The 14,208-nt window shown below is 33.5% G+C and carries 11 protein-coding genes and 1 tRNA gene; 11 read left to right on the forward strand and 1 reads right to left on the reverse strand.

Annotated features, from left to right (window positions below; genetic code table 11):
• Nucleotides 1-5 precede the first annotated feature (5 nt).
• The 3 genes from IW15_RS20015 to IW15_RS20025 all read left to right on the forward strand — a co-directional run bounded on the left by IW15_RS20015 (nt 6) and on the right by IW15_RS20025 (nt 3,605).
• The gene (locus tag IW15_RS20015; RefSeq protein ID WP_228384412.1) at nt 6-467 is read left to right on the forward strand and encodes an RDD family protein; all 462 of its coding nucleotides are present in this window, start codon (nt 6-8) and stop codon (nt 465-467) included.
• 50 nt (nt 468-517) lie between these two features.
• Nucleotides 518-588: transfer RNA gene (locus IW15_RS20020), tRNA-Cys, on the forward strand.
• Between the two features lie 2,186 nt (nt 589-2,774).
• Nucleotides 2,775-3,605, forward strand: a complete 831-nt coding sequence (locus IW15_RS20025) for a glycosyltransferase family 2 protein (protein WP_228384407.1) — start codon at nt 2,775-2,777, stop codon at nt 3,603-3,605.
• A gap of 524 nt (nt 3,606-4,129) precedes the next feature.
• On the opposite strand, the gene IW15_RS20030 is transcribed toward IW15_RS20025, so the two are convergent.
• A complete protein-coding gene (locus IW15_RS20030) occupies nt 4,130-4,579 on the reverse strand; it encodes a hypothetical protein (RefSeq protein ID WP_034715000.1) in 450 nt (149 codons plus the stop codon).
• A 266-nt stretch (nt 4,580-4,845) separates the two neighbouring features.
• Between IW15_RS20030 and IW15_RS20035 the strand changes: the two genes are divergently transcribed.
• From IW15_RS20035 to IW15_RS20070, 8 genes are all read left to right on the forward strand, one after another.
• Nucleotides 4,846-5,397: a YMGG-like glycine zipper-containing protein gene (locus IW15_RS20035; protein ID WP_034715002.1), complete on the forward strand. Its 552-nt coding sequence runs from the start codon at nt 4,846-4,848 to the stop codon at nt 5,395-5,397.
• A 53-nt stretch (nt 5,398-5,450) separates the two neighbouring features.
• A complete protein-coding gene (locus IW15_RS20040) occupies nt 5,451-7,082 on the forward strand; it encodes an LIC_10190 family membrane protein (RefSeq protein WP_034715004.1) in 1,632 nt (543 codons plus the stop codon).
• Between the two features lie 53 nt (nt 7,083-7,135).
• Nucleotides 7,136-8,206 carry a chorismate synthase gene (gene aroC, locus IW15_RS20045; RefSeq protein WP_034715006.1) on the forward strand — a complete coding sequence of 357 codons (1,071 nt, stop codon included), beginning with the start codon at nt 7,136-7,138 and terminating at the stop codon, nt 8,204-8,206.
• Between the two features lie 15 nt (nt 8,207-8,221).
• Nucleotides 8,222-8,785, forward strand: a complete 564-nt coding sequence (locus IW15_RS20050) for a thioredoxin family protein (RefSeq protein WP_034715008.1) — start codon at nt 8,222-8,224, stop codon at nt 8,783-8,785.
• Between the two features lie 45 nt (nt 8,786-8,830).
• Nucleotides 8,831-9,370: a TlpA family protein disulfide reductase gene (locus tag IW15_RS20055; protein ID WP_034715010.1), complete on the forward strand. Its 540-nt coding sequence runs from the start codon at nt 8,831-8,833 to the stop codon at nt 9,368-9,370.
• Nucleotides 9,371-9,452: 82 nt separating this feature from the next.
• Nucleotides 9,453-9,797 carry a YkvA family protein gene (locus IW15_RS20060; RefSeq protein ID WP_034715230.1) on the forward strand — a complete coding sequence of 115 codons (345 nt, stop codon included), beginning with the start codon at nt 9,453-9,455 and terminating at the stop codon, nt 9,795-9,797.
• Between the two features lie 124 nt (nt 9,798-9,921).
• The gene (gene pyrF, locus IW15_RS20065; protein ID WP_034715012.1) at nt 9,922-11,280 is read left to right on the forward strand and encodes an orotidine-5'-phosphate decarboxylase; all 1,359 of its coding nucleotides are present in this window, start codon (nt 9,922-9,924) and stop codon (nt 11,278-11,280) included.
• A gap of 73 nt (nt 11,281-11,353) precedes the next feature.
• Nucleotides 11,354-14,176: a gluzincin family metallopeptidase gene (locus tag IW15_RS20070; protein WP_228384408.1), complete on the forward strand. Its 2,823-nt coding sequence runs from the start codon at nt 11,354-11,356 to the stop codon at nt 14,174-14,176.
• Nucleotides 14,177-14,208 lie beyond the last annotated feature (32 nt).

Genomic DNA, 14,208 nt, shown 5'->3' on the forward strand with positions numbered 1-14,208 from the left:
TAGGTATTAGATTTGCAAATCTGCTGATAGATAGGGCTATGATCTATTTACTGTTTTTTCTATACGGAGTATTTTCTGTATTGATCTATGAACTGCTTAATATTGAATTTTTCGTCAATATAACAGATAAACTGAGCTCAATGAACAGGATTCAGGATATCCTTTTAACATCAGCAGTCTATTTCATTTATTTATTTTCAATGGAATATTTTACAAAAGGGAGGACAGTAGGAAAGTATATCACCGGAACGAAAGTTTTGAGTACTGACGGCACCCAACCTACATTACAGGATTATTTTATCCGAACAATCTCGAGATTTGTTCCTTTTGATCCATTTTCTTTTTTCGGATATAACGGATGGCATGACAACTGGAGCAACACACGAGTGATTAGCATCAAAAAATATGAGGCTGATAGACAGGCAAAAAGCGATATAAACGCCATCGGCACAAAAGAAATTGCATAAAAAACTTTTGTTGAATGAATTTTTTTGTTATATTTGCACACTTCAAAAATGGTACTTTGGCCGAGCGGCTAGGCAGTGGTCTGCAACACCATCTACAGCGGTTCGAATCCGCTAGGTACCTCTTAAACCTCTAATCAATGATTAGAGGTTTTTTTATTCCCAACTCACACATTAGACTATCTGGCTGCACTCTGATTAATCCCGCTAAAAAATATCATTAGCAAGCAGTAGAAAATACAGCTTGAACACAACACATAGGTTCCTTAATACTGCAACAATCCAACTTCTTATTTACAGAAATAAAAAATCCCCGGATTTCTCCGAGGATAAAAACTAATAACCATGAAAACTCAAATTAAACATGAGTTGCTATCTTACATTGAAAAAACGTGCCAATAGTTTTATTAAATTATATTTTATGATTTTTTTAATACTTCTCAAATCGTAGGTTCAAAATTCAGAAACAAAAAAATAATCTCAGGTCTTCCTCTTAATACCATAACCACAAAAACACCACCTTCTGCCTTGAAAAGAAAGTTATCAACTTTAATTTTCCGACTTATCAAGAATACAACAATCTCAAAATAAGCACAATAATAAAGTTATCCACATCTTAACAAATAAGAGTTATCCATATTGAGTTTTATAATAAATAGTTTTCTCGCATTTATCACTGAAAAACACCCAATTAACCTATATTTATTTCAGTAATATAAAAGTTATCAACCACAATTTTATAAATTATCAACATTATAAATAACTGATAATAAATCTAATATGAAAGTTATCCACATTTTAACAAACATGGAATCAGCATTTTAATAATTAAATAAAACACAGCGCATTAACACCTCTTTTAACCACAAAAAAAATTTACATTAAAAACTTAAAACAATTAATGAAATAAGCTTCGGGTAATAGAATACAGCAAATGGAAAAAACTGAATAGAATTTTAAGAAATATCGAAAAAGCCACAGATCTAACCCAAGCCTCCTCACAAGATCAGCAAGGAATAACAAGATCTAATATTTAATGATCATACATCCGAAAGAAGTACGAGTAAATTTATTAATGGGAATCAATAAAAATCCCCGGACAAGTCCGGGGATAAAACTAATAACCATGAAAACTCAAATTAAACATGAGTTACTTTCATATATTGAAAAAACATGCCAATATTTCAAACGGATTATATTTTAAGATTTTTTTAATACAACCAATTCTAATAATAGAAAAATCAACTCTTCTATTACCCAAGAATATTCCCAATGCTTAAAAATTATTTCATCAAACAAGAAAGTTATTCACTATAAAAATACAAGTTATTAACATTATAAACACCTATACATTAAGCAAATAAAAAAGTTATCCACATCTTAACAATATCAAATTTCATATTTGAAAAAGCAGACAATAGGAAAATTATATTTTTATAAAAAATAAATCTTGATAAAATTATGGGGTATAAAAAAGAGATAGAAATTTCTACAGAAAAGAATAAAAAAAATCCTCGGACTTCTCCGAGGATAAAAACTAATAACCATGAAAACTCAAATTAAACATGAGTTGGCTTCTTACATTGAAATATCGTGCCAAAAATTAATTTTTAATAATATTTTTCAAAATAATTTTTATATTGAGCTTCAAGTAATTTCAATCCTATAATGATATGCATGCAAACAACTAATAATCAAACAATTGTTTAATTATCTCAATTTCATTTATATATTCATATTAATCATAATTAATCCAATTTTCTGCACAAAATAGAATCAAACAAAAAAAGACCCCCAACAATGGAGGCCTCAAAAACACAAATGATGAAAAAAAAATTTTTATTTATATCAGAAATATAATTATCTATCATTAAATTCTAATCAAAACTACAATGTATTTTTTTTATATTTTATGACTGTACTCATAAACACATAATTTATTATATCAATATGAGTATTAATCGGCAACTCCTCTTACATTCCTCATTTTTCAGTCCTGCTTATAATCCATATGCTATATTAAGTATCTATATAAATATTGCAAACCAAAAAATTTCACCTACATAAGAGAAAACACACCCTAAAATCAGTCTTAATTTCCGATAAAGTTACAGGAAAGATGAACGGAATTATAAATCAGCAGACTATTTTGTTATTATTGTTTTAACACTAATAAATAATTATTAACAATCAATCTACATCAATAACAGGTAAAAGATAAGAAAAAAATATCAAATAGCCAATGATTAGGGTCATGTTTTTTAATTATTTTAATTCCTATTTTTATGAAATAATTTAATTCATAAAATTGTGATAAAAATTTCTGTACTTATAGCCAACTATAATAATGGAAAATATTTTGCTGATTGTTATAACTCACTTCTCAGTCAAACCTATACAAACTGGGAAGTAATAATTGTCGATGATGCTTCTACCGATGACTCTGTTGAAGTTATTAAAAATATCATAAAAAATGACGATCGTTTCAAGTTATATCATAATCAAGAAAATAAAGGATGTGGCTTCACCAAGAGAGAATGCATGAAATATGCACAGGGTGATATATGTGCATATCTGGACCCTGATGATGCCCTTTACAGTACAGCTTTGGAGACCTGCGCATTTGAGTTTGCCAAGAATACAAATATTGTAGCCTTGTATTCCCAGATGATGCTGTGTGATGAAAATCTTACTCCGGATAAGGTTTTTGCCAGCACAAAACAAATTTATAACAGCCGATACTTTTTTAACTGTCCAACTCAGTTTGCTCATTTCTTTGTATTTAAAAAAGAAACCTATTTTAAAACATCCGGTATTAATGCAAACCTAAAAAGTGCAGTAGATCAGGATCTCTATTTGAAAATTCTTGAGCATGGCGGAGTAACATTTGTCAAAGAACCACTCTATCTTTATAGACTTCATTCTAACGGAATTTCGCAACACAGTTCCAAACAAACCGCAAAAGAATCTTTTGCCAAGGTGATTCATGAAACGATGAAAAGAAGAGGAATAAGAAAAATAAACAATCGAACAGTTCCTGATCATTATACTAATGCTCAGGAAATTTACCAGCTGCTGAACTATCAGACCAATAAAGTACATCGATTCATCAATAAGTTAAAACTTACATTAAATCTATAATCTATTACACTCCTCTTATGAGGAGTTTTTTTATGCTCTAATAATTGGAATCCTTCCAAAAGTCATATTAGTAGTATAAAAATATCGCGCTTAATAATTCTGCATAAAAACGGCCCCCTTTTCAGGAGGCCTAAAAACACAAATGATGAAAAAAATCTATTCAGAAAATCCGAACAGAATATTGTAAAAGCTGTTATCTGGTATTCCTTTTATTATTATACTTTTTCCAATATGGAAAATCATAACTGTAAAATAAAAAATCGGAGGTATGATTTATCTTCCGGAGAATAAGGCTACAACCAAAAACAACAAGCATTAATAAAATAAACAAAATGATGAGTTTAAAAATAAATGAATAGTCATAAATGTCCATAAGTACAATCGTTTTTCAGTTTTTAATTATGTTAAAATTACTATAAATATCCTAACAATGTGAATAAAAAACTACTTATGCCACTAAATTCATCAAAAAAACCCTCTATTGAAAGAGCGTAAATTTAGGTAAATATTTTATTTCCACAAAGTTATTCTTCCCAAGTTATCGGAATATATACTGTAACATATCCATCTGCATCCACCTGCGCATCCGACACTACTGCCGATACAGATCCATATCCTATCCAGCCCCCTTGTCCCTGCATAGCAGAAAAAACATATGTTCCCGCCGGAATACCCCCATAATATTGCGGAAGAGATTGAAAACCTCCGCTATAATAGGTATCATAGGCAACGCCTGTAGTGGTATCAGTAGCAATAAAACTTCCTACATCATAATTTCCAGAAAGAAGTTTCGTCCCGCTTTTAGAAAGAAGTCCATACCGGATTTTATACGTTTTTGTTTTTAAAGCCTCTTTCGATACAACAGACTGAGCTGAGGGCTGAGATTCAACAAGCAATTCATCATTAGAAGAGCATGAGACAGCCAGAGCCGACAAACCTGTGAAGGCTATTACCTTCAGTATTACGTTTTTCATATTATTATAATTTGGTAATTCAAAAATACCCAATTCATATGAATCAAATAAAAACTATTAATTAATATACAATTACATTCCCTGCAAATACCTTCGACCTAAGGTTCAGACAAAAATTAATACAGCATATTCTAGCATTTTAATTGAATAGCCAATGATACTTTAATTAAACTTTAACATCCTTTAACTAAAACTTGGCTTCATAATTGAAAATAATAGTAAAGATTTAATTGCTTAATTGAATCTTACGTATTAAAATTTGAATTATGAAAAAGGTAGTATTAGCAGGTTTTATATCCGTCATGGTAATGACAGCCTGCAAGAAGGATAACCAGACCGCAGAAAAGTCTCTGCAACAGCAGAAAATTGAATTTCAGGCCAGACAGCTTGATATAGAAAAACAAAAGCTGGCTATTGAAAAAGAAAGAATTGTGTATGAAGCACAAAAGAAAGCAGACAGTATAGTAGCAGATAAAAAAACAAAAGCTGTCGCAGAAAATAATTCAAGACCACAGGTAATAAGAGAAACCAAAACCGTTTACAGAGATAGAGCATCCAGTTCAAATTCCAGTAACGGAACTTATGCCAATAACGGTAGCAGCAGTAGCGCTTCCCAAGGAACTACCAAGAAAAAAGGAATGAGTAAAGCTGCAAAAGGAACGATTATAGGAACGGTAGGTGGAGCCGCAGCAGGAGCCATTATCAGTAAGAACAACAGAGGCCTTGGTGCTGTCATAGGCGGTGTTGTAGGGGGTGCTACGGGATATACCATCGGTAGAGCCGGCGATAGAAAAGACGGAAGGGTACAACCCAAATAATTAATATTTTTAGAAAGAATAAAAGATTGCTTATTTTTAAGCAATCTTTTTTTATGATCTTATTACTCCTTTCTTCCATTTTCATCATCCCGGCTTTAATGGGCCTGGGGAAAGTTGTGGAATCTTTTCTGGGCTCTTTATATACCGGGATTTCAGGGAATATAATATCCGGAATAGTAGGAATCAGTCTAATCTGGTCTGTTCTTGCATTTTTCCTTCCTTTAAATATCTATATAGAAATCCCAACTCTTCTGATAGGTTTTTTTTATTTTTTTAAAGAAAAATTATTTCTGAAATGGTATCATTTTTCAAAACAAGAGAGTGCTTTAGCCTTAAGCATTATTCTTATCATTGCGTTTTGCAGTTCTTATTATCCTTATATATTAGACCATTTTGGATATTATGTACCCACCATTCAATGGCTTACGGAATATGGCATGGTAAAGGGAATGTCCAACCTTGATCTTACTTTGGGACAGATGTCGATATGGCATATTTTCCAGGCAGGGTTTTCGAATTTCTCAGATCCGTTCTTGAGAATGAATGCTGTTATATTGATCATTTATACCATATATATTATAGAAAAGAAAAGCTGGGCCCAGCTGTGTTTTCTTCCTGTACTTCTTTTATTTTCCCAATCACCAAGTCCTGATCTTCCCGTGGTTGTCTTTTCTCTTATCCTATTAAATGAAATAGTATCCGGAAACAGAAAAACAGATCTCTTGTTTGGATTTTCAATTTTTGTATTTGCCATTAAACCTACGATGATATGGATTCCGATACTAAGCTTTCTCTATTCTATTCTGATTGTAAAATCTAATTTCAAAAGTTTGTTATTTGGAGGAGCAGTCCTGCTTTTATTCTTTGTAAAAAATATATGGACATTCGGGTATCCTATTTTTCCGATTTCTATAATCGATCTGGGGATAAGCTGGAAACCTAATCCCGAAATTTTACAAAAGTCGTCTCAATACGCGATCTTAAAAACGTATGATATGCAGTACAGTTATCAGGAAATTCAAAATTTTTCATGGTGGGAATATGCTAAAAACTGGTTGTTTTTAAATGGAATAAAATCGAAGATCAATATCCTCTTTATCCTAAGTTTATTAGTATTCACCATTTTTGCTTTCTTCAAAAAAAACAAGATGGTAACGCTTATTTTGATATCTATTCTTATTAAAAGTATTCTTGTCCTTTTATTCTCTGCCCAATACAGATTTTTTATCGATGTATTTTTTGTAATCTTTTTTGTCCTGTTTTTCAAACAGATTAATAAAACAACTTCAATCGCTGCTTTTTCAGGATTAAGTATTGTTCTTATCATATTTCTAACCTTTCCAACTCTTCTTCAACAGTATCTTCCAAGTTTCAGATTGGGAAGCTTTATGGGACCATTTGAAAAAAAACAATTGTACAGCCCTTCAGTCTATCACTATAAAAGTTTTGACTCATTTAAGACAGGCAACTTAAAATTCAATGTTTCAAAAAATTATCCATATAATTTTGATACTCCTATCCCTGCAATTTCCCGAAGTTATATTATAGATGACATTCATGCAGGCATTTTTCCTCAGTATATAGATGAAAAAAATGTAAAAAAAGGATTTATATGGAAAAAGCTGAATTCCAAACAGATAAAAGACACCCAAAACATTATTTATAGTATCAAAAACACTCATTAATAGAACAAATTCCGAAACTTTCTTATCTGAAGAAAAAAAAGTAATTTTGTACTATGTTCAATACTTTAGGTAATCTTCTCAGTCTTACAACATTTGGAGAAAGTCACGGTGTGGCTTATGGTGGAATCATTAATAATTTCCCGGCAGGTTTAACGGTAGATTTCGATAAAATTCAATATGAATTGGATCGGAGAAAACCTGGGCAATCAGCTATTGTCACACAAAGAAAAGAAAGTGATACTGTAAAATTTCTTTCAGGAATTTTTGAAGGAAAAACTACCGGTACTCCCATTGGTTTTATCATCGAAAACGAAAATCAGAAGTCAAAAGACTATGATCATATCGCTGATTCTTATCGTCCAAGCCATGCAGACTTTACGTATGATCAAAAATTTGGAGTAAGAGATTATCGCGGAGGCGGAAAATCTTCAGCCAGAGAAACCATTAACTGGGTCGTAGCGGGTGCACTTGCAAAACAATTGTTATCAGACATTGAAATCAATGCCTATGTATCTTCTGTGGGCGAAATTTTTTGTGAAAAACCATATCAGGCTTTAGATTTTTCGAAAACTGAAAGCAATGAAGTTCGTTGCCCGGATGCTGAAACCGCTGAAAAAATGATTTCTAAAATCAAGGAAATCAAAAAAGAAGGTAACACGATCGGAGGAACCATTACCTGTGTCATCAAAAATGTTCCTGTAGGTATTGGCGAACCGATATTCTCCAAACTGCAGGCTGAACTGGCAAAAGCAATGCTGAATATCAACGCATGTAAAGGCTTCGAATACGGCAGCGGTTTTTGTGGAGCAAAAATGACGGGAAAAGAGCACAACGACGCCTTTAATACAGATTTCACGACACAATCTAACCTTTCGGGAGGAATCCAGGGAGGAATTTCCAATGGAATGGATATTTATTTCCGTACCGCTTTCAAACCTGTGGCTACAATTTTAAGACCTCAGGAAAGTGTAGATAAATATGGGAATCCTGTTATTGTAGAAGGAAAAGGCCGTCATGACCCATGTGTAGTTCCGAGAGCAGTTCCTGTAGTGGAAAGCTTAGCTGCATTTGTACTGGCTGATCTGTTTCTGATCAACAAAACAAGAAATATAAATAATTTTTAACCTAAGATTTATAGTATGAAAAATTACTGGGACCAGGGAATTTATTTTGAAAAATACATAGAAATCGCAAAAGAAAGATTAGAGAATCCATCTAATCAGCAAGAAGCAGAGTATAAGCAATACTATGAATTGGGACTTCAGAGAATGGACAGAACACTGAAAAAGTATGTTCCGGATGAAGAACAGTTGAAAGAACTGGCATCAAAAAATTTTGATGGTAAGATTTTAATTATTTCCGAAGCATGGTGTGGTGATGCAAGCGCAACAGTACCTGCACTATTCACATTTTTCAAAGGTCATAATGAAGTCAGAATTTTCCTGAGAGACAGTGATAAAAGCTTAATCAATCAGTTTTTAACCAACGGCACAGAGTCAATTCCGAAAGTAATTATTTTAGATCAGGATTTTAAGGTAAAAAATTCATGGGGACCCCGTCCAAAGCAGGGACATGAATTACTTATGAAGCATAAAGCCGATCCTGAGGGATATCCAAAAGATAATTTCTATAATGACCTGCAATTGTATTATGCTAAAAACAGAGGTAAGGATGCCGTTCAGGAAATTTTAGAATTGTTATAATATGATGAATGTAATGCAGCAGACCACAACAATAAAAAATAATTCATGAAAAAAAATATCATCTACTTTATACTGATCATCATTATTTGTATTATTGCTTTTGTTCCGGGCGTAAAAGATTTCTTAAGAGATCAGTTTTTTCCAGTGGCAGCCATTGAAAAAGCCGTGCATATAAGTGACGAAGATTATGATATTGAATTAAAGGGAATCAATGCACCCAATACCAATCTTAAAAACTTTAAGAATAAACCGGTCTTTTTAAATTTTTGGGGAACCTGGTGTCCGCCATGCAGAAAAGAATGGCCTACGATACAGAAGCTCTATGATACCCGAAATGGAAATGTAGATTTTGTACTGATTGCAATGAATGATCAGGAAGAAGCGGTAAAAAAATTTTTAAAGGATAATAATTATACGGTTCCTGTATATATCGCACAAAGTCCAATTTCTGAAAACCTGTTGCCAAAAGCCTTCCCTACTACGTTTTTATTAGACAAAACAGGTAGGATTTTAATCAAGGAAGATGCCTACAGAGACTGGAATACGGAATCTGTGCATCAGTTTATCGATAACATTGTTAAATAAGTTTAACTAAATTTTATCCTGAGTTGGTATAAAATTTGCGAAATTTACAACATTGGAACTTTATTTTAAAACCAAACACAAAATGAAATATTCAAAATTAAATTTAGCAAAAGAAGCAATCAGCCATAAGGGCTTCGTAAAAAAAATCCCGGACATTTTCAGAATGGTAAGAATGTGGAAAAAAGGAGTCTATCCTATAAAATCCATTGACATTATTCTTCCCCTCTTGGGAATTCTGTATGTGATTTCTCCCATAGATCTTCTTCCGGAAGTCGCAGTACCGGTATTAGGAGTTTTAGATGACCTAGCGGTTCTATCTTTAACAATTCCTAAGTTGATCAAAGAGGTTGATAAGTTTCTTCTTTGGGAAGCTGAACAAAAATACAGCGGCATCACTAAAGTAATAGATGCCGAAATTATAAACTAATAGTATATCCCTACTATTTCAAGCCATTCCAGTGCATACTGAAATGGCTTTTTTGCGAGAAAATGATGATAAATTTTTAAGCCTTATTTCAAATCGTTAAATTTGCAATATCTAATAAAAAATAATGGAAAGTAAAAAAGAATTCTTTTTAGAGTGCTACAAGCTGGGCATCATTAAATTCGGAAGGTTTACCTTAAAAAGCGGTATCGAAAGCCCTTTTTATGTAGATTTAAGACCTCTGGCTTCAGATCCTAAGATCTTAAAAAATCTCGCTAATTATTTATTGGAAATGCTTCCTTTAGATAATTTTGATTTAATCTGTGGGGTTCCTTACGCGGCACTTCCAATGGCTACAGCCATGTCACTGGAAAGCTATATTCCATTAATTATTAAAAGAAAAGAAGCGAAAGACTACGGTACCAAAAAAATGATTGAAGGAATTTACCAGAAAGGACAGAACTGTCTGTTGGTAGAGGACGTGATCACTTCCGGAAAATCTCTGTTAGAAACCATTCCGGAGATCGAGCAGGAAGACCTTAATGTTTCTGATATCGTTGTGGTATTAGACAGAGAGCAGGGCGGAAAACAACTGTTGGAAAGTAAAGGCTACAGAGTTCATACGCTTTTCAATATTTCAGAAGTCTGCACGATCCTTCAGGAAACCGGAGATCTTTCTGAGGAAGAAGTAAAAAGAATTCAGGATTTCCTTTTGGGAAACCATATCCAGTTTGAAGAAAAAACCAGATGTTCTTATGAACAGAAATTAACACAGGCTCAACATTCGGTTTCAAAAAAACTATTAGAAACAGCTTTAGCAAAAAAATCAAACCTGATTGCTTCTGCAGATGTTACCACTACGCAGGAATTACTAGCTCTTGCTGATAAAGTAGGACCACATATTATTGCATTAAAAACGCATATCGATATTATTTCGGATTTCGAATACGAAAAAACAATCACTCCTTTGAAAGAATTAGCAGCAAAACACCAGTTTTTACTGATGGAAGACCGAAAATTTGCGGATATTGGAAATACTCAGGAACTTCAGTTTACAAGCGGAGTTTTTAAAATTACAGACTGGGCAGATTTTGTAACCTCACAGGTTATCGGTGGTTTTGAATCTTTAGACTGCTTCAAAAATGTAGGTGTTGTGGCCATTATCGGAATGTCTTCCAAAGGAACTTTAACAACCAATAATTATCGTGAAGAAGCGCTTAAAGTAGCTCTATCACATCCTAATGTTATTGGCGGGGTTTCTCAGAACCCAATTCCGGATGATATCTTATTATTCACTCCGGGAGTCAACCTTGCAGATTCAGGGGATGGAAAGGGACAACAGTACAATACTCCGGAGCATGTTTTCAAAACCCTTCATACGGATTTCATCATTGTAGGAAGAGGAATTTACAAATCTGAGAATCCGGAAGCTGCCGCTGTAGCTTATAAAAACGAAGGTTGGAATGCCTATGTGAAATCTTTATAAAAAAAAGGAATTCCAAACTAAAATCTTAAGAAATATATTCAAAATAAGTTATATTTGGGCTTTATCAGGAATATTGAAAAAGATCAGCATTTGCCTTATTTTGTTTTGGGGAGTTGTACAGGTTTCTGCACAAAAAGACAGTATATATATTGAAGCTAAATTATCTTCAGACAAAAAAATACTGGAAATTAATCAGGAGCTTATCTATTACAACCACTCTGACAAAGAGGTAAACAACATAAAACTTTTAAACTGGGTTTCAGCTTATAACAAGAGAGGAACATCATTGGTCTACCGGAAACTGGAAGACCGGAGCAGCGATCTGCATTTTGCAAAACAGGAGCAGCTCGGCAAACTTTTGGAATTGGATATTAAGAATTCCGAAAGCCAGCCTGTTCCTGTAGAAAATATTACAGACCAGAATCTTTTTCTTCCTCTGTCTAAAGCTTTACGGCCAGGCGAAAGCATCAAACTGCAATTGCATTACCGGATGCAGCTTCCTAACCAGAAATTTACCGGTTATGGAACATCCGATAGAAACGTTGCCTTAAAATACTTCTTTATTGTTCCGGATCATTTTGATCCGGACAATATTTCCAAAAGAAGCTATAACGATATCGAGGAATCCGTCAACTTCAATACCTACTGGACAGTTAATTTTGATCTCCCGGTGAATCATTTTATTGACAGCAACCTGCCTCAGATACAAATGAATTCTTTCAAAGGATATCTGGATTCTGATCCCGAATTCTTAATCTCTCAAAACGAATTTCCCTCTATCAAAATCAATACGGAAGGTATCCATACCGAAATTAAATTCGGATATAATTTAAAACCTGAAGAAAAGGAGAATCTGGAGTTTTATCTTCCTTTGCATCTTCAATTTATTAAAGAAAAGATCGGTTTTGTTCCGGATAGGATTTTTATTTCTGATAAATTCAGGGCGAAAGAGGATTTTTTTGGAAATAATGATATCAGCTTCTGGAAATTCAGGTTTCAGTTATTTAATGATGCAGAAAAAACCGATATGGATTATTTTGGAATCATTGCTAAAAAAATCCTGGATGAAAGCATTATCGCTGATAAACAAAATGATCATTGGTTTAAAAATGGACTAAAATCTTATCTTGAGATGCAGTATCTGCAAAAATTTTATGCGGACACCAAACTTCTGGGAAGTTTGCCTGAGAACAGTATTTTTGGAATTAAGCCTTTAAAATTATTCCATGCTTCAAAAGTTAAGCTGCTTGACCGGTATGGTTTGGCGTATCAATACATCATGTCCCAGAATCTGGATCAGAAAATTGACGAACACTTTACAGCATTGAGTAATTTCAATGATATGGCGATCAGCAGTTTTGAAACAGGAAGTCTGTTCAATTATTCAGCGGAAAAAATGGGCTATGAAAATTTCAATGCGATAGTAAAAGATTACATTACCCAAAACACTGACAAACAGATCAATCCAAGAGATTTTCTAAAAAAAATTGCAGAGAAGGACAAGGCAACAACGTATTTGACACCTTTCCTGGAACAGAAAAACAGGGTTAACTTTAGTCTGAAAAATTACAAAAAAGATGGAGATTCACTTCACATCAACATTGCAAGAAATACGGATACCGATATTCCTGTAAAGCTGGAAACCCAAACACGGGAAGGCGAAAGAAAGACCTTCTGGATAGAAACGGAAGAGAATGAAAAGATCAAAAATGTATCTCTTCCTGCCTCTGAGGACGTATCTAAAATTACATTGAATAACGATTATATATTTCCTGAAGCGAATTACCGTGATAATTTTCTGTATGCAAAAGGTTTCTTTTCTCACACGAAAAAAATCAAATTTAAATTTATAAAAGACATTCCCAATCCTGAATACAACGAAATTTATATAAGCCCCAGAGTACGTTTTAATAATACGTATGATAAATTTCTTTTTGGTGTGAATTTTAAGAACCAGTCTTTATTTGATCAGAAATTCCTCTATTCTATTACCCCTACTTACAGCTCAGGGACAGGTAAACTGACAGGTTCAGGTTCTGTAGCCTACTCTTTTTTACCGGCTGAAAGTATTATCCGAAGCCTGACTTTTGGGGTTTCAGGCTCTTACTACCATTATGATTACGGGCTTGCTTACAGAAAGGGATCTTTATTTTCCAATATCAATTTCAGAAAAAACCCAAGAAGTACGGTAAGCAGAGGGATTGGACTATCTTATAATTATTTGGAAAGAGATTTGAGTCCTCTCATGGTTGCCAACAAAGACTATGGAAAATACAACCTCTGGAGTGTGGGATATGGATATAGCGACAGCCAGATGATCCATGAGAAAAGCTTAAGCATAAGTACACAGGGCATGGAAGACTTTAATAAAATTACAGCTGAAGGTTTCTACAGATGGGAATTTGCGCCTAAACAAAAACTCAGTCTGCGTGTGTTTGCAGGATATTTTGCAAGAAATGAGACCAGGAACAGTATGTTTAATTATGGAATTTCCAGGGTTTCAAATTATTCTTTTTCTTATAATCTTTTAGGAGAAAGTGCCAATAGCGGTATTCTTTCGCAACAGTTTATTCTGGCAGATGGTGGCTTTAAATCATTTATCCCCGGAAGTGTTAATCAGTGGATTACCTCTTTTAATGTAGATTCAAGTATCTGGAAGATATTCCATGTGTATGCAGATGCCGGAATTTATAAAAATAAAAACCGTCCTACTGAATTCATATGGGATAGTGGGATCAAAGTAAAATTAATTCCTGATTTTCTTGAAATTTATTTTCCGGTGCAGTCGTCATTAGGCTTTGAACCTTCATTTAAAGATTATGCCCGAAGAATCAGATATACACTGGTCATTAATCTGGGTGCAGTTATCAATGCAGCCCGACGGGGATGGTATTAAAAAAAAGGGACAACTGTAGATACTACAATTGT

Source organism: Chryseobacterium soli (assembly GCF_000737705.1).
Classification (GTDB): Bacteria; Bacteroidota; Bacteroidia; order Flavobacteriales; family Weeksellaceae; genus Chryseobacterium; species Chryseobacterium soli.